A 24,549-nucleotide genomic window follows, 5' to 3' on the forward strand; every position below is an offset into this window, starting at 1 on the left:
ATTTGTTGAATATCAGATTTAATAAAAAAATCTGAGACAGAAATCCTCTAAATCCAGCCCAATGAATTTCAAAAAAATCATTCTGTTTCTAAGTTTTTTAATTTTCACAAGTCTTTATTCTCAGAGAGAATTTGTTTTTTTCGGTTCTTACAATTGGGACAAAGGTTCGGAAGCGGTCTATGTTTATGAACTCGATACGGAATCCGGAAAATTGACCAAAGTAGCTTCATCTTCAGATGTTATCAATCCAGGCTACATCACAGTTTCGCCAGACGGAAAGTATGTTTATGCTTCGTCCGATGCCAAAATGCCAAGCGGAACAGTAAGCGCTTTCGCTTTTGATGCGGACAAAAAAACTTTAACATTCCTGAATCAACAAAAAACTGGTGGTGAAAATCCAGTTTATGTGAATGTTGATAAGAGTGGAAAATGGCTCATTAATGCGACTTACAACATTCCAACGATTTCAGTTTTCCCAATTCTTGAAAATGGAAAAATCGATTCGATAGCGCAACATTTCACATTTACAGAAGGAAGCGGTGTTGACCCGAAAAGACAGGACAAAGCGCACACGCATTCTGCAGTTTTTTCTCCAGATTATAAAACTGTACTCTTCGCCGATTTGGGAGCCGACAAAATCTTGCAATATCCATTTGATGCGACTCTGAAACAACCTTTGATAGACAGTCAGAGTACATTCATCAACACAAAACCTGGGAGCGGACCAAGACATATCACATTCAGCAAAGATGGAAAATTGGCCTACTCGATTGAAGAATTGGCGGGAATGATTTCGGTTTATGATTTCTCGGAAAACAAGCTGAAAGAAATCCAGAGAATTGCGACGCACACAGACAAAATCAAAGAAGGATTTGAAAGTTCCGATGTTCACATTTCACCAGACGGAAAATTCCTATACGCCAGCAACAGAGGTAAAGAAAACAATATTGCGATTTTTAAAATCAAGGAAGATGGGACTTTGGAATCTCTCGGATATCAATCTGTGAAAGGAAAACACCCAAGAACTTTTGCGATAGATGAAACGGGGAAATTCATTATTGTAACGAATGTTAATTCAAATAGTGTCACTGTTTTCAAAAGAAATCTGGAAACCGGAATGTTGAAAAAAGTGGGAAAACCGATAAAAATTAATCATCCAACTTGTGTGAAGACAAAGATGTATTAATAAGCTTTTGGCATTACGCTATTTGCAATTAGCTTTAATAAAAAGTCGCAAAAGATAACTTTGCGACTTCTTTTTTATCCGTTAGAAATTATTCTTGCGCCTTTGCGTTAAATATAATTCTATCTTTGCAAAATGGACGTTAGAGCAAAAAAACACCTTGGTCAGCATTTTCTTACAGACCAGAATATCGCACGTGACATTGTAGATTCGCTTTCTTTGGAAGGTTACAAAAAAGTTTTGGAAGTGGGTCCGGGAATGGGCGTTCTGACAAAGTTCCTTCTGGAAAAAGACGTTGAAACCTACGTTGCGGAAATCGATAACGAGTCCATCGATTATCTCAAAAAGCATTATCCAAGATTAGAGGAACAGCATTTCGTTGGCGACTTTCTGAAAACTGATATTCCAGCGGTTTTTGGTGGCGAAGAATTGGCTGTGATTGGGAATTTCCCTTATAATATTTCGTCTCAGATTTTGTTTAAAATCATTGACAATTTCCAATACGTTCCCGAAATGAGCGGAATGTTCCAGAAAGAAGTTGCTGAGAGAACTTCGGGCGTTCCAAGGACTAAAGATTACGGGATTTTGTCGGTTTTGGTTCAGGCTTATTATGATGTAGAATATCTTTTCACGGTTCACGAAAATGTGTTCAATCCGCCACCAAAAGTGAAATCAGGCGTAATCCGAATGAAGCGAAATCTAAAACCTGGATTGGAAGGAAATGAAGTTCTCTTCAAGCAAATCGTAAAAGCTGGATTTGGACAACGACGCAAGAAGATGAGCAATTCTTTGAAAGTTTTGGGAATTCCTGAAGCTATGAGTTCTCATCGTTTTCTTGACATCCGTGCGGAGGAATTGTCTGTTGCGGATTTTATTGATTTTACGAATGAATGGAAGTCGAGTTTGTGAGTTTGAGAGTTTGAGAGTTTGAGAGTTTTATCGGAAACTGTAATTCAGACACAATGTTGTCATTCCGTAGGAATCTCTACAGTTAGGTTTAGATTCCTACGGAATGACAAATATGATGTTTCAGGGATAACTTTAATTAAATAACAAATCCCATAGCCCCCGATTGCAGTGGAAATCCTTTTTTGCGCTTACCAAAAGTTCTATTTAGATGGAAAACTTCTTGCAAAAAAGATTGTAGCGGAAAGCGGAATTAGCTCCAAATAATTACATTTAAAATCCTTATTTTTGTGGTATGGAAAAAGTGGTATTGGTAAATCCGAACGATGATGTTTTGGGGCAAATGGAAAAAATGCAGGCGCACGAAAATGGGCTTTTGCATCGTGCATTTTCTGTGTTTTTGTTCAACGACCGAGGCGAAATGCTTTTGCAGAAACGAGCCAACCAAAAATACCACTCGCCAAACCAATGGACAAATGCCTGTTGTTCGCATCCACGCCTCAATGAATCTTATCTGGACGGCGCGAAAAGACGCACGAAAGAGGAATTGGGAATTGATTGTGAGTTGACTGAAAAATTCCATTTTATCTACAAAGCGGATGTTGGTGAAGGACTTTGGGAACACGAATTGGATCACGTTTTCACGGGGAATTTCTCGGGAAAATTTGATTTGAATTTGGATGAAGTTTCTGAGATCCGCTATGTTTCTATCCAAGACCTTGAAAAGGAAATTACTGAGAATCCTGAGCATTTTACAGAATGGTTCAAAATCATTTGGGCGGAATATCGCAATCAGTTGAATTAAAATAAGGTCAACCACAAAAGTCACAAAAGTAACTGATTCCTTTTTTTGGCTTCTGTTAGTCTTAAAATGAAGTAAAACTTTCGTGACTTTTGTGGTTATAAAAAGATTGCAAAAGCTAAAACTCTTTGTTTTTCTATTTTCCTAAAATCTGCTGAAACGTAAATCCGAAAAAATTGCTTAACTTTATTATCAAATCTTAAAATTATGAAGGCTTTGGCAATTGGCGCAACTGGCGCAACGGGGAAAGATCTTGTGGATCAACTTTCGCACGACCCTGAATTTGAGCAGATTGATATTTTCGTGCGACGCCGTTCTGATTTTCATAATGATAAAATTACCGCACACATCGTAGATTTTGACCGACCGGAAGAATGGAAACATCTTGTGAAAGGTGATGTGGCATTTGCCTGTCTGGGAACGACTTTGAAGTCTGCAGGAAGCAAGGACAATCAATGGAAAATCGATTACGACTATCAATATAATTTTGCGAAAGCGGCGAAGGAAAATCAAGTGGAGGATTTTGTTTTGGTATCTTCTTATGGCGCAAGTCCTGATTCTAAAATTTTCTATTCGCGTATGAAAGGTGAACTTGAGGAAGCCATCAAGAATCTGAAATTCGAGAAAACGACCTTTTTCAAACCAGGAATGTTGGAGCGTAAAAACTCTGACAGAAGTGGCGAAGTTTTCGGATTGAAAGCTTTGAAGTTTGTGAACAAATTGGGGCTTTTCAAAAGTCAACAGCCTCTACCAACGTCGGTTTTGGCAAAAGCGATGATCAATGCTTCTAAGATCAAATCCAAGAGTTTTTCGGAGGTTAGTTTGCACAGTATTTTCAGCTTTGCTGAGAAATGTAAATAAAAAAACCAATCGGATTGATTGGTTTTGCTTGTATTAATGTGTTCTTTCTTTCAAGTATTTTTGCCATTCCCAAGTGGTTCTGAGCGCTTCTTCCAAAGTGGTCTCGGATTTCCAGCCTAATTCTTTTTCGGCCTTGTCTGCATTGGCGTAAGCGATTGTGATATCACCTTCCCTTCTTGGACAAATCTGATATGGAATGGCTACATCATTTGCTAATTCGAAAGCTTTCACCACTTCCAAAACTGATGAGCCTTTTCCTGTTCCAAGATTATAAATATCAAGAACGGCTTCTTCTTCAGAATTCAATAATTTTTTTAGGGCAGCAACGTGCGCTTTTGCCAAATCGACAACATAGATGTAATCTCGAACTGCAGTTCCATCTTGCGTTGGATAGTCATCCCCCCAAATGCTCAATTTTTCTCTGATTCCTGCGGCAGTTTGTGTGACGTAAGGTACCAAATTATTAGGAATTCCCGATGGTAATTCTCCCAACAAATAACTAGGATGCGCACCAATTGGATTAAAATATCTTAGTAATGAAACTCTTTTTTGATAAGCCTTAGAAAAATCTTTTAGGATATCTTCACCCATTTGTTTAGTTTTTCCATAGGAAGATTCGGGCTCTTTCAATGGTGTATTTTCATCAATCGGCATTTCGTCCGCTTGACCATAGACTGTACAAGAAGAACTGAAAATGAAATTCGAGATATTTCTTTTTCTGAATTCCTGAAGCACATTGACCAGCGAAAACAAATTGTTCTCATAATAATCCAACGGTTTAACCATACTCTCTCCCACTGCTTTTGAAGCGGCAAAATTGATGCAACCTTCGATATTGTGAGCATCGAAAACCTGAGTCAACAATTCTTTTCTTCTGAGATCGAAAGGATAGAAAATTGGACGTTTGCCCGTAATTTCTTCAATATTATTAAGAATGAATTTTTCAGAATTTGAAAGATCATCCACAATGATGACTTCAAAATTATTATTAATCAATTCTACAACTGTGTGAGAACCGATGTAGCCGAGACCGCCTGTTACGAGTATGGACATAGTTTTTTATAGATGATTTGTGATTTTATTTATAATTTTCCAATTTCTTCAATTTCATTTTTTTTTGGATTGAATCTGTAATAATTTATTAAAAATCCTAAACCTACAATTATAAGATTTCTCCACAAGAAAGGATACAAATTTTGTAAAAAGGTTTTCTTAATGAAAATTAAATTAAATAACTGAAATGAAATTAATAATCCAATTGAAATATTGAGAAATAAAAAAGTCCTCCTTGATTCTTTAAAAATATTTATCAAAGTCAGAATAAAGAATATAAAAATTGAAAATAAAAAAAAATAAAAAGGAATTGAGTAAGCCAAATATTGATCTAATAACATATATCCTTTAAACAATATATTTCCAACCGATAAACCAAAAAATATTATCCATCCAATGCAAAATACAATAGCAACAAAATATATAAACTTGTACTTGAATAATCTTTCTTCGTGCATTTTTCTTATTTAAAAAACTCCAAAACAGAATCTGTAATATACTTCAACTGCTCTTCATCCAATTCTGTGTGCATTGGCAAAGAAATTACTTCGTCCAGTAATTTATCTGTATTAACAAAATCTGCAGGATCACTTTCCTGATAATACGCTTTCTGCTTTCTAAGCGCAACCGGATAGTAGATCATCGCAGGAATTTCTTTTTCGGTAAGATATTGCTGTAATTCGTTGCGTTTTCCATTGGTGATTCTCAATGTATATTGATGAAAAACATGAGTAGAATTCTCTGCTCTTTTCGGCGTAAGGATATTTTCGTTTTCAGCAAAAGCTTCGTCATAATAATCCGCGGCTTTTCTTCTAGCTTCGTTGTACGAATCAAGGTTTGGTAGTTTTTTTCTTAAAACCGCTGCCTGAATACTGTCTAACCTCGAGTTCACTCCCACTTCATCGTGGTAATAACGCTCGTACATCCCGTGGTTTACGATGCCTCTCAGTCTGTGAGCCAACGCATCATCGTCTGTGAAAATTGCACCACCATCGCCATAGCATCCAAGGTTTTTGGAAGGGAAAAATGATGTTGTCCCAATTGTTCCCATTGTACCCGATTTTTTTTCGGTTCCATCGGAGAAAATGAAATCTGCACCGATTGCCTGTGCATTATCTTCAATTACGTATAAATTATGTTCTTTAGCGATTTTCAGAATTTCTTCCATATTTCCGCATTGTCCAAAAATATGAACCGGAATGATTGCTTTAGTTTTAGGTGTGATTGCTTTTTTGATAGCCTCTGTATCAATAGTAAAAGTGTCGTAATCCACATCTACCAAGACTGATTTCAATTTTAATAAATGAATCACTTCCACCGTTGCAGCAAATGTGAAATCTGCAGTAATCACTTCATCACCTTCCTGTAGATCCAGAGCCATCAAAGCGATCTGAAGCGCGTCGGTCCCGTTGGCACAAGGTATCACGTGTTTTACATCCAAATAAGTTTCCAGATCTGCCTGGAAAGATTTGACTTCCGGACCGTTTATAAAAGCCGCAGAATCCATCACGTTCAAAACTGCATTGTCAACTTCACTTTTTATTTTGTAGTACTGGCTTTGTAAATCAACCATCTGGATTTTCTTCATAATCAAATATTTATTATTTAAAGGCTTTTAAAATCGTTATGAATATTACTGAAAATATTTCTTGAAAGCGATTTCAAAAGCAAAAACATTATTTTGTAAATTTACATTTATTTATCAGTTTAAAAAATCAAAATCCCTGAAACGTGAGAAAAATCTTTACAATTTTATCGGTTAGCTTTTCTTTGATAGCAACGGCTCAAACAGAATTAGTTTTTGTATTCTTCAAAGATAAACCGAACAAGGCTGCGTTTTATTCCAATCCATTATCGGAACTCACGCAGAAATCTCTTGATAGAAGAACCAATTTGGGAATTTCCCTCGTTGATCAGGATGCGCCCATTGAGCAGTCATATATCACAAATATTCAAAATCTGGGGTTTACGGTTACTGATTATTCCAAATGGTTAAACGGTGTTGCTGTCAATGCGACTTCGGCACAGATTCAAAATTTATCACAACTGGCTTTTGTGGATCGTGTGGAGAGTTTTGTTAAAAATCCAAATGGAGGCAGACGAAAAGAAAAAATTGAAAAGTTTAAAAAATTTGATCAGGAATTTGCTAATCGAGAAGGTTTGACAACTTTTAATTATGGCGGCGGTTTAAATCAAATTAACCAAGTAAATATCAGGGCGCTTCACGTGGCCGGTTTTACCGGAACTGGGATGACGATTGCTGTGATCGACACAGGCTTTCCATCTGTGAATACAGGAAATGCTTACAAAAGACTTCGTGACAATGGTCACATCAAAGGTGGCTTCAATTTTATTAATAAAAGTACAGACATCTACAATACATCTTTGAATTCACACGGATCGATTTGCCTTGGAACTATAGGCGGTTATCTGGACAATCAATTTGTTGGAAGTGCACCAGATGCAGATTTTTACCTATATGCAAGCGAAGATGCATTAAATGAAATTCCAGAAGAGGAACTATATTGGATAGAGGCTGCAGAAGAAGCGGATAGAAAAGGTGTGGATGTAATTTCTACATCGCTGGGTTACACAGACTTCGACGATAGCCGATATGATTATACTTATGCGGATATGAACGGAACGACATCATTTATTGCAAGAGGTGCCCAGATTGCTGCTGAGAAAGGAATTTTCTTAACTGTTTCTGCCGGTAACAGCGGGAATGGTCCTTGGCATTACATTGGAACTCCGGGAGACAACGCCAAAGTTTTCACGATTGGTGCTGTCACAAACCAAGGAAACATTTCATCATTTTCGTCGTATGGTCCAAACTCTGCGGGTGTTATAAAACCCGAGGGAAGCGCCAGAGGAACAGACACATATACTGTCTATGGTAATCAGGTGACGCAAGAATCCGGAACATCACTTTCTAATCCTCTAGCTGCTGGTGGTGTTGCTTGTCTATTACAATCATTGCCGAAAACGACATCTAGAGATGAGATCAAAAACAAACTAATACAAAACGCTTCTTTGTACCCAAATACATCTCCACAAATGGGCTACGGTATTCTGAATTTTTACAAAACTTACCAAACTCTAAGCGTAAAAGATGTGAAAAAAGTTCAAGTCAAACTCTATCCAAATCCTGCAAAAAACATTCTCAATATTTCTTCGGAAGCAACTATACAATCAATAGAATTGTATGATTTTCTAGGAAGATTAATAAAAACTGAGACTAAAAATAATGTCGATGTCTCTAAACTTTCAAAGGGCAATTATCTTCTTAAAATAAAAACAGCAGATCAGGAATTAATTGAAAAATTCATTAAAGAGTAAAGTTTTCCCAAGAATTATATGAAAAAAATTAAGCTCTAATTCTTTCTCAGAAAATAAATAATAATTGTTTTATTATATTAAATCAAAATAAAAACCTCTCAATCGCTTGAGAGGTTTTTTTATATGAGACTAATAGTTTTTCTAAAATTAATCTGTAATTCTCTATTTCATAAAACCTTCGTTAGGCCGAATTTCTGCTCGCATTAATATTACCAAACAAAGATCTCATTACAAGTTTTTCGTAACTCTCACGATTGCCTTCACCTTTCTGAATCTTAATCAATGCGTATTGCTGAATGCTTAGTAATGGCAGCACAATCTTTTCACGGATTTTCACGGATTTACGGTTCAGAGGTTCTTCCTGCATCAGGATTTTGTAGCCTGTCAACTCCAGCATCATCTCTTTGGATAAAGAAAATTCTGCAAAAAGAATATTCCAAAACTCGCCAAACTTTTCATTATTTCTCATGTAATATGTCAATGGGAAATATGTTTTATTCATACTCATCATAGAGTTCAACACCAGAGTTTTAAAGAAATCTGAGCCTTTGTACAATTCTTGAATCTCATCAAATCTTCCAGCATCCATCAAGGTTTTCAAAGCAAATCCGAATCCGAAAAATCCGGGTACATTCTGCTTCAGTTGCGCCCAAGATCCTACAAAAGGGATTGCTCTCAGATCTTCGAACTTAAGTTCAGATCCTGCGCCTCTTTTGCTTGGTCGACTGCCAATATTCGTGCGTCCGTAATATTCCAAAGTACTCATTTCCTGAAGATATGGTACGAACATCGGATGCGCCTTCAAATCTGAATATTTTTTATAACTAATGTCAGCCAGTTCCGAAATCAGTTGACGTTCTTTATCATTCAAATCTTTTTTGACACTTTTGAAAACATCATTCTCAATCCCGGCAGTTAACAATTGTTCGAAGTTAAATTTTGCCTGATCCTTATTCCCAAAAACACTTGTAATCGTCTGCCCCTGGATTGTTAATTCAATTTGGTTATTTGCAATTGTTTTCCCCTGCGATGCGTAAAAATCGTGGGTTTTGCCACCTCCTCTTGCTGGCGGCCCACCTCTACCATCAAAGAAAACGACCTTCATTCCATTTTCCTCAGAGACTTTCGTCAGTTTTTCTTTTGATGTATAAATTTGCCAGTTTGCTTTCAGGTAGCCACCATCTTTGGTTCCGTCTGAGAAACCTAGCATGATGATTTGCTTATTATTTCTTCTCGCTAAATGTTTTTTGTAAACTGGATGATCATAAAGCGTTTTCATCACACGTTCTGATTTATCCAAGCCTTCCATTGTTTCGAACAATGGTACAATGTCGATATGGATATCCTCATCAGAATAACCACATAGCTTCATCATCACATAGACATTCATCACATCTTTCACTTCATCAGAATTCGAAATGATGTAACGGTGCATTCCTCGTTCACCATTATTTTCCTGGATGGTTTTGATGTTATAAACACTTTTCAAAGTTTCACAGGTCATTTCATCTTCAAAATCCTCGGGAATCAAAATTGCGCCAGAGTTTAGCAGAATATCAATCTTCTCAACATTTGTTTTAGAATTAACATCTTCATTAACAACTTTTTTAAAGATATCATCTATCACATTCTGATGGACTCTGCTGTCTTGACGAATATCCAACGTCGCAAAATGTGTCCCGAAGATTTTCACCCGATCTCTGAAATCATCCAAAACATCATAGAAAAGTCCATTATGTTCTTCTTTAAGAATTTTTTCAGCTTTGTCAAGCTCAGCAATGATTTCTGCGGCGGAAATCCTCGCATCTTCCTGGAATATAGAATCATATATTCTTTTGCTAACCGCTTTCAAGACATCTGAAACACCTCGGAAACTCAATCTTCTTCTTACAATTTTGAGGTGTCCGTAATAATCTTTCAGAATCGATATCCTTAATTCTTCTGCAACTTTCATAGTGATATCAGCAGTCACGAAAGGATTACCATCTCTGTCACCACCTGGCCAAAATCCTAACTGAATAATGTCCGGACTAGGTGTAAAATTAGATGTTCCGTAAACCTGTTTTATCTTTCTGTAAAGCTCACCAATACTTTGGTAATAGACATATCTTAAATAATAAATGATGCTCAAAGCTTCATCTAGCGGCGTTGGTCTCTCTTTATTTACGAAAGGGGTTTTGCCCAACTGCTGAAGCAGCGTATCAATCTGCGTCACAGAATCATTAATAATTGCATCCCGCAAATCATGGATAATTCTTTGAACCGCATTTGGGTAGAATTGCGTTGGATGCGCGGTAAAAACAATCTTGATTGCAAAATCATCCATTTTTTTCCTAATGGCTGCTAAATGATGATCCTGGTTGGCCCGATCGTACATATTCATCACAGTTCCAGAATCAGTTTCGGAATGAAGTTGTTGGAAAGCCGCATCTTCTATACTGTCAAACAAGACGACTTGTCTTTCTATGTATTGAATGATCTTAAAAAGGAGTTCTAGTTTTTGATCTTCCGTTTCCAGTTCGGTATGTTTCTGGAAAAACTCTTCCACAATTTCTTCCGGAGATTTTCCTACGTTGTAACCTTCTCTGCTTTCCTCAGCAAGAAAAGGAAGCAACATCCCAATATTTGTCATTTTATCGTAAGGCAGACTCATAAAGAGAGAATTGTAGATTTGGAATTTATTTTCTACAATCTGCCGGAATTTTTCAATTTTCTGATCGTTTAGCATTTAACAAAAATAAAAGATAAATTGTAAAATCACTCTTCGGAAATGTTATTTTTATCTTAATATCATACTTATTTACTAAAATTAATTTTCAACAGTTGCAATCTAATACATCTTAACTAAGCATTTTCCAAAACTTCAATAATTTCTGCTCCGTATTTATCAATTTTTGATCTTCCGATCCCACTTACATGCTCCAGATCTTCCAGGGTACTTGGTTTTCTCCTAGCGATCGACATTAGATGAGTATTATGAAAAATGATGTAGGGAGGCAATTGATATTCCCTGGCCTTGTCCGAGCGCCAGTCTTTGAGTTTATTATAAATAATCAGTTCCTCTTCAGAAGGCTGTTCTATCATCTCAAGTTTGATACTTTCTCTCTTACTATTCCCACTTTTATAAGAATCTGCCTGAGCTATTTTATTACTATGATCAACAGTAAATTGACCAGGACTTTCTTTGATGTGATTGAGATCTTCTTTGTAAAAAACTAAAACCGACCAGTAATTAATTTCATCTTTAATTAATTCTGTATTCACCTTTACAATCTCGCAACCATTAACGAAATCACTCACCAGTTTCTCATCTTGCTTTTGAAACTGATCCGAAATTCTAATTTGAAAAACTTTAACTTTCATCATATTTCTATTTTAAAGTAAAAGAACCCCGGCAGGACAAAACCAGCCGAGGTTTAAATCAATACTTATTTTGATCCTAAAAGAAGAAGTTCTTCAATTCTGATTTCGGTTAGAAAACGTTTTGTTCCATCTTTGTCGTCGTAAGAGCGATACATTAGTTTTCCCTCTATCGCAATTTCTTTTCCTTTGGTGACATATTTTTCCATAATGTCCACCACTTTTCCATAGGCAACCAGATTGTGCCACTGCGTCTCATCTACTTTTTCGCCATTAGCATTGATGTAATAATCAGAAGTAGCGAGACTTACGGACGCTTTTTTGTTGCCATTTTCGAAATTGAAAATCTCAACTTCTTTTCCTGTGTGACCAATCAATGTCACTTTGTTTCTTAAAGACATAGCATAAAATTTTTAAAATTAAACTTCTAAAATCGGGACGTTCATTTGTCTATTTCCTGATTTCCTTGTTGCAAATTTTCAACAAAAAGAAAACTTGAATCGGTAGAAAAACATTTATATCCGTTTGTAATCGTTTGCAAATGGAATGATTTTTATAATTTTAAAAGAATAAAATACAAATGAACCTATGAAGATAATTCTCAAAGTACTAATGCGGCTCGCAGTGATAATCTTGTCCATTATTATCATTGGAGTGATTGGATTCAATATCTCATCCTATCAAAACAGAAAACGTGCAGATGCCGATGGAATCAAATATTCTGGAATTTGCGATACTGTGAAAATAATCACGGAACAACCGGAAATAGGTTTTACAGGATTTGATAAAAAAGACATTGCTGTTCTGAAATTTGAAATCAGTAGAAATGGAAAAGTTCAAGCTGATACGATTATCAAAGATCAATTCTCTTACACCTCGGACGATGGTACTTATAAAAAAATTAAAATTCCTTTTGGAAAATTTCTGAAATCTGATACAATAGTTGTGACTACTCAAAATAATTTGAAATTCTACATCTCGGGGTATCATCATTTTGCAGGATTACATTATGGAATGACAGGCTATGTGGGCGGACACGATTGCGGATTATCCGAAAATGTCAACATTAATAAAAGTGATACCTACGGCGTAATTTCTAAAGAAATTGCATGGAATGAAGCCGACAAAAATGACAGAATAAAAACACTTGCCCCAAGTGACGAAGAATTCCTTACAATCTCTGAAAAATCTAAAATTAACAGAAAAAAAGCAGAAGAAATCTTTATGCAAAATCGAAAGAATGTGCAGTTGATGTCTCAGCTATTCTACGGTATGCATATCGAGAAATCTGGGAATTACTATATCTTCAAGGAGGAAAGAGAAGATAAAAAAAGAAAAATGGATGTAATAAAAATCAATGCAGAAACCGGTGAATTCAAAAGATTTGAAAATTACCCTTTTAATTAAAATTCGACATTATGAAACTAATTATCATCTTCCTGACATTCGGTATTTGGACTTTTGGACAAACTTCCAAGAACAAAAAAGTTGGAGAAAAAATTGAAGGTAATTTTCTTGGAAATGGAAAAATAATTGTGGCGACTGCAGTCAAAACAAAAGAAGGAAAAGGAAATCCTGTAGAAAACGGAACTCCCGACGAATATGAAGTCCGGTTTTCAGACAGCAAGTTAAAACCAATAAAATCAGCTTGCTGTGAAATCATTCTTATCAACGAAGGTGACCTAGACCAAAACGGTACAGATGAAATCTCCATCTACCAAGCATCGATGAATGGCTGCATTTACACGATGAGTACTTATTCTTTCATTAATGGGAATTGGAAAAAAATTGCTAATAGTTTTTTGGTTCCAACCGGATGTGAGAGCATAAATTATGATGATTTGCAAAAAATAATCTTCCGTGAGAAAGACAATATTTATTATTTACGAAAAGATATGAGTGATGAAAACGGTAAAATAATCAAGAAAAAATTAGAATTGAAATAGCAATTGCAACATCAATTTTTGTAAATTAGTTAATGAAAAACACACAAATGGAAAACCTCACCTGCCCAGAATGTGGCGACAAGATCATCGGCAGATCCGATAAGAAATTCTGTTCCGATGCCTGCCGAAATGCCTTCAACAACAAGCAAAATAAAAACTCAACCAACTACATGCGAAATGTGAACAACAGGCTTCGCAAGAACTACCGCATCCTTTCCGAAAATAATTTTGAAGGAAAAACAAAAGTTAATCGTCTTAAACTACAGAACGCCGGTTTTGATTTTGAATACATCACACAGATTGTGACTTACAAAAACGGCTCACAATACTGTTTCGTTTATGATCAGGGCTACAAAATCCTCGACAACGATTGGGTATTAATTGTAAAAAAGACCGAGTAACTATGATTTTTATTTTTCCAATTCTGCTTATTTTTTTAGCTGTTTATATCTACTATCTCCCCGTTTTTGGCGGCGAATTCTCCGGAAAAAGACTGGTACGGATGAAACAGTCTCCTAACTATAAAAATGGAACTTTTCAAAATCTAAGCTTTACCCCGTCATTAGCAGAAGGTTTTACAATGCGGAAAGTTCTTTGGGAATTTCTGACAGATAAAACGGAAAACAAAATCCCAAACGTACAGTTACCAACTCAAAAAATCAATCTTAAAGAACAGCCAATCACTGATAATTTTTTGGTTTGGATGGGACATTCGTCTTATTATTTTCAGATTGATGGAAAGCGATTTTTGGTAGATCCCGTCTTCAGTGGGAATGCATCACCGATTCCGGGAACTACAAGGGCTTTTGCTGGAACAGATATCTATTCGGCTGATGATTTTCCACCGATCGATTTTCTGATTATTTCCCACGACCATTATGATCATCTGGATTATAAAACAGTGAAGAGCCTTAATCCTAAAATTGATAAAGTCATCTGTGGTTTGGGTGTTGGTTCACATTTTGAAAAATGGGGTTTTGCAGAGGAAAAAATCATCGAGCTCGATTGGTACGAAGAAGAAGAATTGGCTAGCGGATTCACAATCACTTCTACTCCAGCACGTCATTTTTCCGGACGAAGATTCAAAAGAAACAATACGCTCTGGTCTTCCTTTGTCTTAGAAACTCCGAATCAAAAAATCTTCCTCGGTGGTGATAGTGGTTATGATTTTCATTTTAAAGAAATTGGAGAGAAATTCGGTCCATTTGACTGGGCGATTTTGGAAAATGGACAGTACAATGAAAAGTGGCGATACATCCATACGTTGCCGGAAGAATTCATCCAAGTTGCGGAAGATCTCAATGCGAAAAATGTTCTGCCTGTACACTCGGGAAAATTCTCTTTGGCGCAGCACGCCTGGAATGAACCTTTGGCAAAAGTGTTTGAGAACAGCAGAGGAAAAAACTTCAAAATATCAACACCCATTATTGGTTCAAAATTGATTTTGGATGATGATTCCCAGACTTTTGCTGAGTGGTGGAAATCTTAAAATTTTGTTAAAATAAATATTATCTTTGCGGAAACTTACAACCGCAAAATGAGGAAAATCTATTCTCTAGTTTTAATATTAACGTCTATTATTTTTTTCGCTCAGAAAAAAAACAATGATTATTCTTTTTACGAAAACAAAGGTCAAATTGTCGATCAAAATGGAAATGCAAATCCAGATGTAAAATATCTTCTCAATTCTCCTGGACTGAATGTTCAGATCAAGAAAAATGGTTTTTCTTATGATGTTTATGAAACCGAAAAGAAAGAATCAAAGAAAGAGATATCTAATAATGATTTAAAATCCGACAAAAAGAGAGATCATTCTAATACAATTCTAAAACATAAACATCACAGAGTTGACATCAAGTTTGTAGATTCCAGAAGCAATCCCGAAATAGTTTCAGAGTTTAGATCTCAGGATTATGAAAATTATTATAATCTACCTTACAAAAAAGAAGGTGTCAGCTTTGTTTATCGCTACAAAAAACTGACGTATAAAAATCTTTACGACAATATTGATTTAGTCTTTTTCAAACCGGAAGATTCTACAAAACCTGTTGAATATAATTTTTTGGTTCATCCTGGCGGAAGAATGTCTGATATTAAAATGAAATTTCAGGGTGCCAAAACAAAATTGAAAGATGGAAAATTATCTATGGATCTGAGATTTGGTGAGATGCAGGAAAATATTCCTAATTCCTGGATCGAAAACGACCGTAAACAAAATATTACTGTCAATTACAAAGATTTTGGAAACCAGACTTTCGGTTTTGAATCTTCTATTAATAATTCTGATAAAACAATTGTGATAGATCCGGTTCCTACGAGGATTTGGGGAAGTTATTTGAGTGGGAACCAGGATATTTATGGAATAGTAAAAACTGATATTGAAGACAATGTCTACGTTTGTGGTCTTACATGGAGTAGTACCAATATTGCAACAGCGGGAGCATACCAGCCGACATTCAATACGACTGGATTTTCAGATTCATTTATAACTAAAATCAGCAAAGATGGATCTACAAAATTATGGGGAACATACTGCGGAGATAAGTTTTATGATGAGTTTATGAGCGTTACCTTCGATCCTTCTTCCAATGTCTATGCAACGGGAATGACTTGGTTACCGAAAACTCCAACCAGTAATCAGTACAATGTTTTTAAAAGATTTTCCTTATTAAAATTCAATAAAAATGGAACCATGATTTTCTCCAAAATACTTGGAGGTAATGTAGAAGAAGTTCCATATGATATTGATTTTAAAAACAATAAACTTTATCTCGTTGGAGAAACCAGAAGTACCAGTGGATTGGCAACGACAGGCGCTTTTCAGGAAACGAAAATTGATGGATATACTGATGGATTTATTGGCAGATTTGATGCGATCACAGGAGATGCAGATTGGCTGACATATTTCGGAGGAAATAGCCCCACTAGCCTCTATCAAATATTCAATTCTGATAGTAATTATATAGAAATAATGGGTGCCAGTAGAGCATCTGACCTTGTAATGCAAAATCCTATTAAGGGAACAAATATACAGGGAAAAACCACTGGGCTTTATTTGAAATTTTCCGATAACGGGAGTTTAATATACTCAACATATCTGGGTGATGACAGTGTTGACAGTGATTATTTTCGATATGCACGCCGAGTTGGTAACAACATTTTTTTTAGTGGCAGAACTACAAAAAGCACTTCAGAACAGGCACTTTTATATAAAATTGATACCAACACCAACAAACTAGTAAGCAGAAAAGAATTTAGAATCTACAATCATTTGCAGCATACGTCATATATAGACAGGCAGGGTAACATCTTTATTTCGGGAATGGTGGATAACTCATCTTCTTGGCTATCACAGATTGGTACTCCGGATGCGTTTCTACCAAACCCTGTCAGTTACGCAGGAGTATATGCCATAAAATACGATTCCGACCTCAATAAAATATGGGGAACATTCTATTGGGGTTCTCAATTACCTGATATTATAAAGGATTCCGAAGATAATCTGTACTTTTTTGGTATGGCAAGCGGATATTCTCCTTATGTAGGTACTCCTGGGGCTTTTCAAGAAACTGCTAGCTCTGTTTATAATGGCATGTACATCGCAAAATTCAAAGACTGCTCATCATTTGCACAATTAACTTCAAACTCTCCCGTCTGCGTTGGTAAACCAATTGAGCTTTCTGCAAATGGAGGTGCAAATTACGATTGGACAGGTCCTAATGGATTCACCTCCAAAGAGCAAAATCCGAAAATTCCAGATGCTTCACTGGCCTCTGCCGGAACGTACACGTGCTCAATTACTGGAACGCTCGGTTGTGACACCTCCACATCTATCACAATCGTAGTTGGTGACAATCTAAAACCAGTGCCAAATATTGCAACTCTTCCTAAGATTATAGGCGATTGCAAAACGGTAATTACATCAATACCATTAGCAACAGACAATTGTACAGGAACAATTGCTGCAACAACCACTGATCCACTATCCTACCAACTGCCGGGAACTTATACAATCACATGGAAGTATGATGACGGAAATGGAAATATCACAACACAGGCGCAAAATGTAGAAATTACTCCTCAACCTTTACCCATTGCAAATCCGACACAAACTTTCTGTAAGATAGAAAAACGTAAAATTTCCGATATCTCAGTAACCGCAAATAATCCAAAATGGTATGATGAAAATGGAATTCTAATTACAAATCTGTCTAAAGAACTGGATGATAATACAAAATACTACGTTTCTCAAACAGCTGGTGGCTGCGAGAGTGCAAAGACAGAAATTTTAATTAAACTTGCAGATCCTAATCCTCCTACCGGTGATGCTGTTCAAAGTTTCTGTTCAGCTACTATGCCTAAGTTATCAAATGTTGTAGTGAATGGAAATGCTATTAAATGGTATAATAATCTAGGAGTTTTCATCCCCAATCCCACAAGCACAGATTTAGAAGATGGTAAAACTTACTTTGCCTCTCAAACTTTGAGTGGTTGCGAAAGTACGGTAAGATTACCTGTAAAGGTAAATGTGGTCACCAATTATCTTTCCGCAAATAATTACTCAAAGAGTATCTGTAATGATACTACTTCAAGCATAAAGACAGAAAATCTTGATAAGTATAAAAAAGAATTAATTCCTAATCCTGATGATTACACTTTCTTAATTACGGATAGTAAGGGGGAAAAAATCATTGGAGATGCCGAACTTTTACTTAATGAAAATATTTTTGACGTTAAAATAATCTCGGGTCTTGGCTGTTACCAGCTCGTAAAATTGAGCTTGACACTTAACGAAAAACCAAAGATTGATCTACCTGCTGAGAAAGAATTTTGTGATAATATTGGAACTCCGTTAGATGCAGGCTTCAATAAAGATTATTCATACAGCTGGAATACTGGCGAAACTACACATGAGATCAATGCAGACAAAGAACAAACTTACACTGTGCAAGTGACGACTCCATTTGGATGCACAAATACGGCGAGCGTCATTGTAAAAAAAGCTAAGCTGGCGGAGATTGAGAATATTTTGATTAATAATGATACTGCGATGATGCTTATGTCTTTCGTAGGAGAATATCTATATTCGATGGATCAAATTACCTCGCAAGAGTCTAACAAATTTATCAATTTGAAGAACGGAAATCATACTGTTTTTGTTAAAACCAAATTGGGCTGTGACCTGGGTTCAAAAACCTTCACTATATTTTCTTTAAGTAATATATTCACTCCTAATAATGACGGTGTAAATGATACCTGGAAGATCTCTGGAATAGAATACTACCCCAATTCTGAAGTGAAAATCATTGATAAAAATGGAATAACTGTAGTCAATCATACTACTAAAGGTGAAGCGTACGAATGGAACGGAGAGTCCAATGGCCGAAAACTACCGACAGATAGCTACTGGTACCAAATTAAACTGAGTGATGGAAGAATACTGCAAGGTTATGTGGTAATTAAAAATCGAAATTAAAAAAAATAATATGCTAGAGCTAAACGAACTTGAACTTGCACTATTGGAAGGTCTGTACACAAAATATCCGCAGCTAAAATCTCACAGTCCTTTTATCAAAATTACAGAGAGAAAACTCACCAATACTGGATTGGATGTACATCTTGAATACATTGATTTTAGTGGCGAATCAGATGAAATTAACGCGCTATTCAGCAATGGAGAAAATATACAGGTCAAGGGATTGAAAGAAGGCTTAAGCTACGTCATAGACGTCACGGCTGGACAGATAACCGCCATCGAGTTTTCTACTTACAATGAAAAATGGGATGGAAAATTAGCAGATTATAAGATCGTCGAAAAAGAATAAACTTATTTGAAAATAAAAAAGGATGAGCAAAACACTCATCCTTTTTTTTTATATTAAATCTTAAAGATTATTTAGTTGTCACAACTGTATTTTTCTGCCAGTTACTGTGGAATTTGCAATCCTTGTATTTGTTATCAATTGAGATAAAGATTGAAGGTATTTTTGCATTTACCCATTTCTCAACGATTTCGTTTTTCTTCTTGTTGAGAGCCATTTCCTTGATTCTTTCGTAATCTGTAGAGAGCTCCAATTGATGTGCATCGATGATGTCATTTACTTCAATGATGCTGATCATCTTTCTCTTCTGCTGATCCTCCTGCTGGAAAGGTTCCGTGATATCATTCTTCTTAAGACCTGCAATCTGATAAGAAACTGTTGGATCCAGACTCAACTTTTCTAATTTATCAGAACCGTCTTGAGCATTTGTCATAATACCTGCAGAGAATTTGTTGCTTTTGTCATCAGAGAATTTGTAAGCGGCATCTTTGAAAGTCATTTTCTTGTTTATAATCAAAGTTCTGATACTGTCCAGCTGCTTTCTTGTGGATGCAATTTCCTGGGCGTTGGGCGTACTTTTGATTAGAATATGTCTTGCATCATACTTCTTCCCATTTCTTTTGATAAGTGTAATCAAGTGGTAACCATATTCAGATTCTATAGGATCCGACATCTCACCTTCCTGAAGGTTAAGCGCTGCCGCCTCAAAAGGTTTTACCATCTGCCCTACGTTGATATTCTTATAAAGTCCACCCATTGCAGCAGAACCTTCGTCTTCGGAATAGATTCTTGCCTGGCTTTCGAAGCTTTCTCCTTTTTTGATGTCAGCTTTTATTTTATTTAATTTATCAATAATCTCCTGCTTGTGGGAAGATGAAATTTTTGGAAACATACTGATTTTTGAAAGCGCTACTTCATCTTTTACATTCGGTAACTGGAACTTGAACTGGTTGTAGAAATCAGTCACCTCATTCGGCGTCACATCTGCTTTCTCTGTAATCCTTCCGTATTTTGCCTGCCCGTAATAGTTGTCAGCATCAATTTTCTCTATTGCCGTTTTCATCTCGTAAGACGTACGGAATTTGTAAGCTGCCAACATTGCCTTCTCGTCCGGAAACTGAGAAAGAATCTGAGTGTATTTTGTACCAGCCATTTCTTTAATAGCCGCAGATCTGTTTTCTACCAATGTATCCTTCTTAGCTTCGTATATCAGTAACTTATTGTTCAGGATACTCTCCATAAAATCACATTTATCCCCCACATCTGCGCCTTGCTGTTTAGCATAGTTCGCTTGATCTTCTATGTCAGACTCCAATACAATTTCATCACCTATTACGGCCGCAATCCCATCTATGAGCTGACCTTTTTTTACCTGAGCAGAAAATTTTGTACTGAACAAGCACAACATTACTGACAATAAAAAAAGACATTTCGTGTATTTTAACATTATTTTTATTTATTAAGGTGCAAAATTAAGATTATCAACCAATCTTGCTTCATTTTTTGTTATAATTATTTCTTAAAATTTTTATTCAGTTCTGCCATAAAAGCGGGCTGAATTTCAACCTTCGTTTTTGCACGTTGTTCTGCAATGGTTTTCTGAAGTACTTTCTCTGTCACAGCGTCTGTCATATCTTCCTGAGCTTCTGCCTGCGTCATTTGCTGTTCTGGTAAAAGTGCGTCAATTGCAACTACAACATCTCTATCAGAAATTTTGGTTGTAAATGTTCCTTTTTTGAATGGCACGTTGTTCTTTTTGAAAATATCAGAAGATTCCTGAATTTTACCTTCTTCAAAGTGCACCAAAACCTGATTCTTATCGTTGACCTGATTTTTATATTTAGTTTTCAAAGTTTCCCATTTCTTAGGATCCTTGATTTCCTTTTCTATATCCTTCAGCAATTTTGGATCAGAAATGACTGCAGCTCTGGATTCTGCACGCTTTTCCCAAACGTATTTTGATTTGTTCTCGTTGTAGTACTCTGTGTAAAGTTTTGGATTATTCTTCACTTCATCCTTCAGGTATTCGGAAAAGATATATTCTGAAAATAGATTTTTCCTAAGATCATCTATTGCAGGTTTCACTTCGGGAAGATTCTCAAAATTCTTTGCATAAACGCCTACAATGTACTGCTCTGCTTGATAGTTCACCAAGTCTGGCCACTGGTTGGTTGGCAATTGCTCCAGATTTTTGTATTGGGAATCAATTGCTTTTTTCAGATCTTCGTAAGTCACTCTATTCTTTCCGTAAGAGAAAAGAACGGCCTTACTGTTTTTTGGATTAAGATAGTTTTGATAAGATTTTTTAATCTCTGCAAATTCAGCTGTTTCAGTGAATTTTTCTTGAGTTTTCAACCAATCAACCAGTTTTGAAGTCACCTCTTCACCATAACTGGTCGCCAGCATCTCTTTTTGGAAAAACTTTCTGTTAGTATCATTAAGTTCGTAAGGCTCAATATTGTAGATATTAAAAATAAAATATTTATCACCGAACAAAATTGGTGTTTTGGTGTAGAAATCTTTCTTTTGACCTTTCAAAGCGTTGTAAACTTCATCTGGCAAAATAGGTGAACCCATCACTGCACCTCCGGAATTTTTCTCATCTTCCGTGGTTCCGTAATCTTTCACAACAGCTTGAAACTTCTTCCCAGCGTCCAATTCTTTGTAGATTTTTGCTTTGTTCATTTCATAGTTCGCATCATTCGGAATCGTAAGGACTCCAAAAATCATGTAACCCAAGCTAGGTCTTGTCGCTACTACTTTTGCGAAGCCAACCACGTTTGGCTTGTCTATGAATGTAGTGTAAGTGTTTGCCGGGGCATTTTTCACCTGCTGGTACAAGTCGTAATCCAACATTCCTGGTTTTACATAAAAAGGTTTCGATGCTTCCGGCGTTCCATTCTTTGCAAGAAAATCTTCCATCGTCATTTTTCCTGCTTTCACCTGATTGTAAAGTGTTTTGTAATCAGTTTTATCGTCTGCCTTTTTCTCTTTAATGAAAAGCAAAACCTGAGTTTCTGTCTTGTTGGAATTTACATAATCAGAAAGGACAGGCTCAATAATAGCTTTCGGATAAAACTTTTGCTCTCTCAGTTCAGACATTCTCTGGTTCACAGAATTGACGAAAAAATTAAGCGTATCGGCTCTTTTCTCCTTTGCCAATTGTTGCAACAGAAGGAATTCTACAGTAGAATTAACTGATTTATCGGGTCCATTATTTTCAAGACCATATTTATTTTCTTTAATATAATCTTTTACAGAAATGCTGTCTTTACCAACAATCAGATATTGCGCAGAAGTCATCTGAGAAACGAATGCTAAAACAGCAGGAAAAAAAATCTTCTTCATTTGAATATTTTATAACACCCTTTTGAGTGAAAAATTTGTGTAAGGTTAAATTTAGATTACAGATTCGAAAGTCGTAAGCTCCTTGAACTGGTTGATTCTCTCGCTCAATTCTTCTTTCGTCACACTTTCGATTCTCTCTGTCCCGAATTTCTCAACTGTGAAAGAAGCCATTGCACTTCCAACAATAATTGCGGTTTTCATACTTTCAAAACTGAAATCACCTTTCTTTGTAAGATAAGATGCGAAACCACCTGCGAAAGTGTCTCCAGCGCCGGTTGGATCAAAAACTTCTTCCAAAGGCAATGCAGGGATCGCGAAAATTTTTCCGTCGTGGAAAAGCAATGCGCCGTGTTCTCCTTTTTTAATGATCACATATTTTGGTCCTAATTCGTGGATCTTCTTAGCAGCTTTCACCAAAGAATATTCTCCGGAAAGTTGTCTCGCTTCCTCATCATTAATTGTGATAACATCAGTCTTAGCAATTACTTTCATCAAGTTGTCCCAAGCGATGTCCATCCAGAAATTCATAGTATCAAGGATCACCAATTTTGGCTGCGTTTTCATTTTTTCTAAAACAGAAAGCTGAACTACAGGATCAAGATTTCCCAACAAAAGCACTTCTGCTTCGGAAGAATGCTCAGGAACTTTTGGATCGAAATCAGCTAAAACGTTTAGTTCTGTCACCAAAGTATCTCTGGAGTTCAAATCGTTGTGGTATTTCCCACTCCAGAAAAATGTTTTCCCATCTTTCACCATTTCTACCCCATCTACATTGATGTTTTTTGAAGTCATCATATCCAGATATTCCTGTGGGAAATCGCCGCCGATTACGGAAACCAAACTCACGTCTGTGTCCAAAGCTGCTGCTGCAAGTCCGATATAAGTGGCTGCACCACCGAGGATTTTATCTGTTTTTCCAAAAGGTGTTTCGATGGCATCAAATGCTACAGTTCCTACTGCTAGTAATTTCATATGTTAAGTTTTTTTGTCCGATGTCCGATGATGGATTTCGGAAGTATTTTATATTATTTTATTTTTTAGTTTTGATTCGAAAGTCTTCTGACCTTTGACTTCCAGCTTCGCAATTATTTTTTCCATTCAAATGAATCGATCAAGTGCAAAAGGTCTTTTTTGATATAATCTACAGCCGGCGCCAAAGAATCTGGACGCGGACGTGAATTGAAATATAAATTCCCAGTTACAAAATGTCTCGTGCTGTCTGTCACATAAAACTGAATATTTGATGCGGTTTGACCTTTCAGTTCATAAAAATTTCCGTAAACATTTTTCTCTGGGTAAGCGAATGATTTAGTATCAATCGCGCTGGCTTTGATGGTGTGTTCGTAAACCATTTTCTCTGCTTCCTTCACGTGAAGTTGGAAATCATTCTTGATCGGAAAATAAGTAATGAAAACATTAGCCTTCATATCAGGATAAGAGAGATTGTACCAACAGGCTTGTTTTGCATCTTTGATCTTAGCAAAATCCGAATATTCAAAAGAGTAATCACAAGGTGCAGAAAAGCTCAGATATTTCGGGGCTGGATATTCCAAACGCAAATCGCCTTTCGGTTTTGGAACCGGTTCTTTGCCGCAGGAGAAAAGTGATAAGCCGATGAAAACTCTGATCAGATTTTTAAACATTCCGCAAAAATAACAATTAGAATTGATACAGAGAATTTTGAATACTTAATTTTTGTTAAGAATAATTGATTTACAGAGAAATAATCATATATTAATGAGTGATATTTTTAACTCTATTGCTGATTTGGAGATTTTGCGGATTTATTTTAAAAGCATTTTTGTCATTCCGTAGGAATCTCAACAGTTTAGATTCCTACGGAATGACAAAATCGTGTTTTTGTACTGTGTTTTTGTTTTAACACTGAATTTGCAGCCCGACTTGAACGGAGCTCATTTTTTGTGGCTG

At 36.2% G+C, this 24,549-nt stretch carries 21 protein-coding genes; 11 read left to right on the forward strand and 10 right to left on the reverse strand.

The genetic code is table 11. The features are described 5' to 3' along the window. The first annotated feature begins 61 nt into the window (after nt 1–61). The 4 genes from PQ459_12735 (at nt 62) to PQ459_12750 (ending at nt 3,752) form a co-directional block, all read left to right on the forward strand. Nucleotides 62–1,186 carry a lactonase family protein gene (locus PQ459_12735; GenBank protein ID WDF45762.1) on the forward strand — a complete coding sequence of 375 codons (1,125 nt, stop codon included), beginning with the start codon at nt 62–64 and terminating at the stop codon, nt 1,184–1,186. A 132-nt stretch (nt 1,187–1,318) separates the two neighbouring features. Further along, complete coding sequence (gene rsmA, locus PQ459_12740; GenBank protein ID WDF45763.1) at nt 1,319–2,092, forward strand: 16S rRNA (adenine(1518)-N(6)/adenine(1519)-N(6))-dimethyltransferase RsmA; 774 nt, start codon at nt 1,319–1,321, stop codon at nt 2,090–2,092. 292 nt (nt 2,093–2,384) lie between these two features. Next, a complete protein-coding gene (gene idi / locus PQ459_12745) occupies nt 2,385–2,894 on the forward strand; it encodes an isopentenyl-diphosphate Delta-isomerase (GenBank protein ID WDF45764.1) in 510 nt (169 codons plus the stop codon). A gap of 204 nt (nt 2,895–3,098) precedes the next feature. Next, nucleotides 3,099–3,752: an NAD(P)H-binding protein gene (locus PQ459_12750; GenBank protein WDF45765.1), complete on the forward strand. Its 654-nt coding sequence runs from the start codon at nt 3,099–3,101 to the stop codon at nt 3,750–3,752. A 33-nt stretch (nt 3,753–3,785) separates the two neighbouring features. Here the strand turns inward: PQ459_12750 and galE are convergent, their stop codons facing one another. The 3 genes from galE to PQ459_12765 are packed head-to-tail and all read right to left on the reverse strand — an operon-like array spanning nt 3,786 to nt 6,393. After that, the gene (gene galE / locus PQ459_12755) at nt 3,786–4,805 is read right to left on the reverse strand and encodes a UDP-glucose 4-epimerase GalE (GenBank protein ID WDF45766.1); all 1,020 of its coding nucleotides are present in this window, start codon (nt 4,803–4,805) and stop codon (nt 3,786–3,788) included. A gap of 29 nt (nt 4,806–4,834) precedes the next feature. Further along, complete coding sequence (locus PQ459_12760) at nt 4,835–5,263, reverse strand: hypothetical protein (protein ID WDF45767.1); 429 nt, start codon at nt 5,261–5,263, stop codon at nt 4,835–4,837. A gap of 5 nt (nt 5,264–5,268) precedes the next feature. Further along, on the reverse strand, nt 5,269–6,393 hold the full coding sequence (locus tag PQ459_12765) for a DegT/DnrJ/EryC1/StrS family aminotransferase (protein ID WDF45768.1): 1,125 nt from the start codon (nt 6,391–6,393) through the stop codon (nt 5,269–5,271). A gap of 143 nt (nt 6,394–6,536) precedes the next feature. Here PQ459_12765 and PQ459_12770 point away from each other — a divergent pair, with 143 nt between their 5' ends. Then, the gene (locus PQ459_12770; protein WDF45769.1) at nt 6,537–8,144 is read left to right on the forward strand and encodes a S8 family peptidase; all 1,608 of its coding nucleotides are present in this window, start codon (nt 6,537–6,539) and stop codon (nt 8,142–8,144) included. 181 nt (nt 8,145–8,325) lie between these two features. Here PQ459_12770 and PQ459_12775 read toward each other — a convergent pair whose 3' ends face one another. The 3 genes from PQ459_12775 to ssb all read right to left on the reverse strand — a co-directional run bounded on the left by PQ459_12775 (nt 8,326) and on the right by ssb (nt 11,905). Beyond that, nucleotides 8,326–10,872 (reverse strand): phosphoenolpyruvate carboxylase, encoded by a 2,547-nt coding sequence (locus PQ459_12775; GenBank protein ID WDF45770.1) that lies wholly within the window; start codon nt 10,870–10,872, stop codon nt 8,326–8,328. Between the two features lie 116 nt (nt 10,873–10,988). Next, on the reverse strand, nt 10,989–11,510 hold the full coding sequence (locus tag PQ459_12780; GenBank protein ID WDF45771.1) for an HRDC domain-containing protein: 522 nt from the start codon (nt 11,508–11,510) through the stop codon (nt 10,989–10,991). 62 nt (nt 11,511–11,572) lie between these two features. Beyond that, the gene (gene ssb / locus PQ459_12785; GenBank protein WDF45772.1) at nt 11,573–11,905 is read right to left on the reverse strand and encodes a single-stranded DNA-binding protein; all 333 of its coding nucleotides are present in this window, start codon (nt 11,903–11,905) and stop codon (nt 11,573–11,575) included. A 187-nt stretch (nt 11,906–12,092) separates the two neighbouring features. Here ssb and PQ459_12790 point away from each other — a divergent pair, with 187 nt between their 5' ends. Genes PQ459_12790 through PQ459_12815 form a run of 6 tightly spaced genes read left to right on the forward strand, consistent with a single transcriptional unit; the run spans nt 12,093 to nt 19,275 of the window. Beyond that, entirely contained in the window at nt 12,093–12,911 is an 819-nt protein-coding gene (locus PQ459_12790; protein ID WDF45773.1) for a hypothetical protein, read from the forward strand. Nucleotides 12,912–12,922: 11 nt separating this feature from the next. Next, nucleotides 12,923–13,450, forward strand: a complete 528-nt coding sequence (locus PQ459_12795; protein WDF45774.1) for a hypothetical protein — start codon at nt 12,923–12,925, stop codon at nt 13,448–13,450. Between the two features lie 32 nt (nt 13,451–13,482). After that, nucleotides 13,483–13,851: a DUF2116 family Zn-ribbon domain-containing protein gene (locus tag PQ459_12800; protein WDF45775.1), complete on the forward strand. Its 369-nt coding sequence runs from the start codon at nt 13,483–13,485 to the stop codon at nt 13,849–13,851. Nucleotides 13,852–13,853: 2 nt separating this feature from the next. Beyond that, nucleotides 13,854–14,939, forward strand: coding sequence for an MBL fold metallo-hydrolase (locus PQ459_12805; protein ID WDF45776.1), 1,086 nt, complete (start codon nt 13,854–13,856; stop codon nt 14,937–14,939). A gap of 48 nt (nt 14,940–14,987) precedes the next feature. Continuing rightward, on the forward strand, nt 14,988–18,926 hold the full coding sequence (locus tag PQ459_12810; GenBank protein WDF45777.1) for a T9SS type B sorting domain-containing protein: 3,939 nt from the start codon (nt 14,988–14,990) through the stop codon (nt 18,924–18,926). 10 nt (nt 18,927–18,936) lie between these two features. Further along, nucleotides 18,937–19,275 (forward strand): hypothetical protein, encoded by a 339-nt coding sequence (locus PQ459_12815; GenBank protein ID WDF45778.1) that lies wholly within the window; start codon nt 18,937–18,939, stop codon nt 19,273–19,275. A gap of 67 nt (nt 19,276–19,342) precedes the next feature. Here PQ459_12815 and PQ459_12820 read toward each other — a convergent pair whose 3' ends face one another. The 4 genes from PQ459_12820 to gldD all read right to left on the reverse strand — a co-directional run bounded on the left by PQ459_12820 (nt 19,343) and on the right by gldD (nt 24,263). Beyond that, a complete protein-coding gene (locus PQ459_12820) occupies nt 19,343–20,680 on the reverse strand; it encodes a peptidylprolyl isomerase (GenBank protein WDF48725.1) in 1,338 nt (445 codons plus the stop codon). Nucleotides 20,681–20,784: 104 nt separating this feature from the next. Beyond that, the gene (locus PQ459_12825) at nt 20,785–22,620 is read right to left on the reverse strand and encodes a hypothetical protein (GenBank protein WDF45779.1); all 1,836 of its coding nucleotides are present in this window, start codon (nt 22,618–22,620) and stop codon (nt 20,785–20,787) included. A gap of 51 nt (nt 22,621–22,671) precedes the next feature. Continuing rightward, nucleotides 22,672–23,592: a PfkB family carbohydrate kinase gene (locus tag PQ459_12830; protein WDF45780.1), complete on the reverse strand. Its 921-nt coding sequence runs from the start codon at nt 23,590–23,592 to the stop codon at nt 22,672–22,674. 113 nt (nt 23,593–23,705) lie between these two features. Further along, complete coding sequence (gene gldD / locus PQ459_12835) at nt 23,706–24,263, reverse strand: gliding motility lipoprotein GldD (protein ID WDF45781.1); 558 nt, start codon at nt 24,261–24,263, stop codon at nt 23,706–23,708. Between the last annotated feature and the right edge of the window lie 286 nt (nt 24,264–24,549).

Origin of the sequence: Chryseobacterium sp. KACC 21268 (assembly GCA_028736075.1) — a bacterium.
In the GTDB taxonomy this organism is placed as follows: Bacteria; Bacteroidota; Bacteroidia; order Flavobacteriales; family Weeksellaceae; genus Epilithonimonas.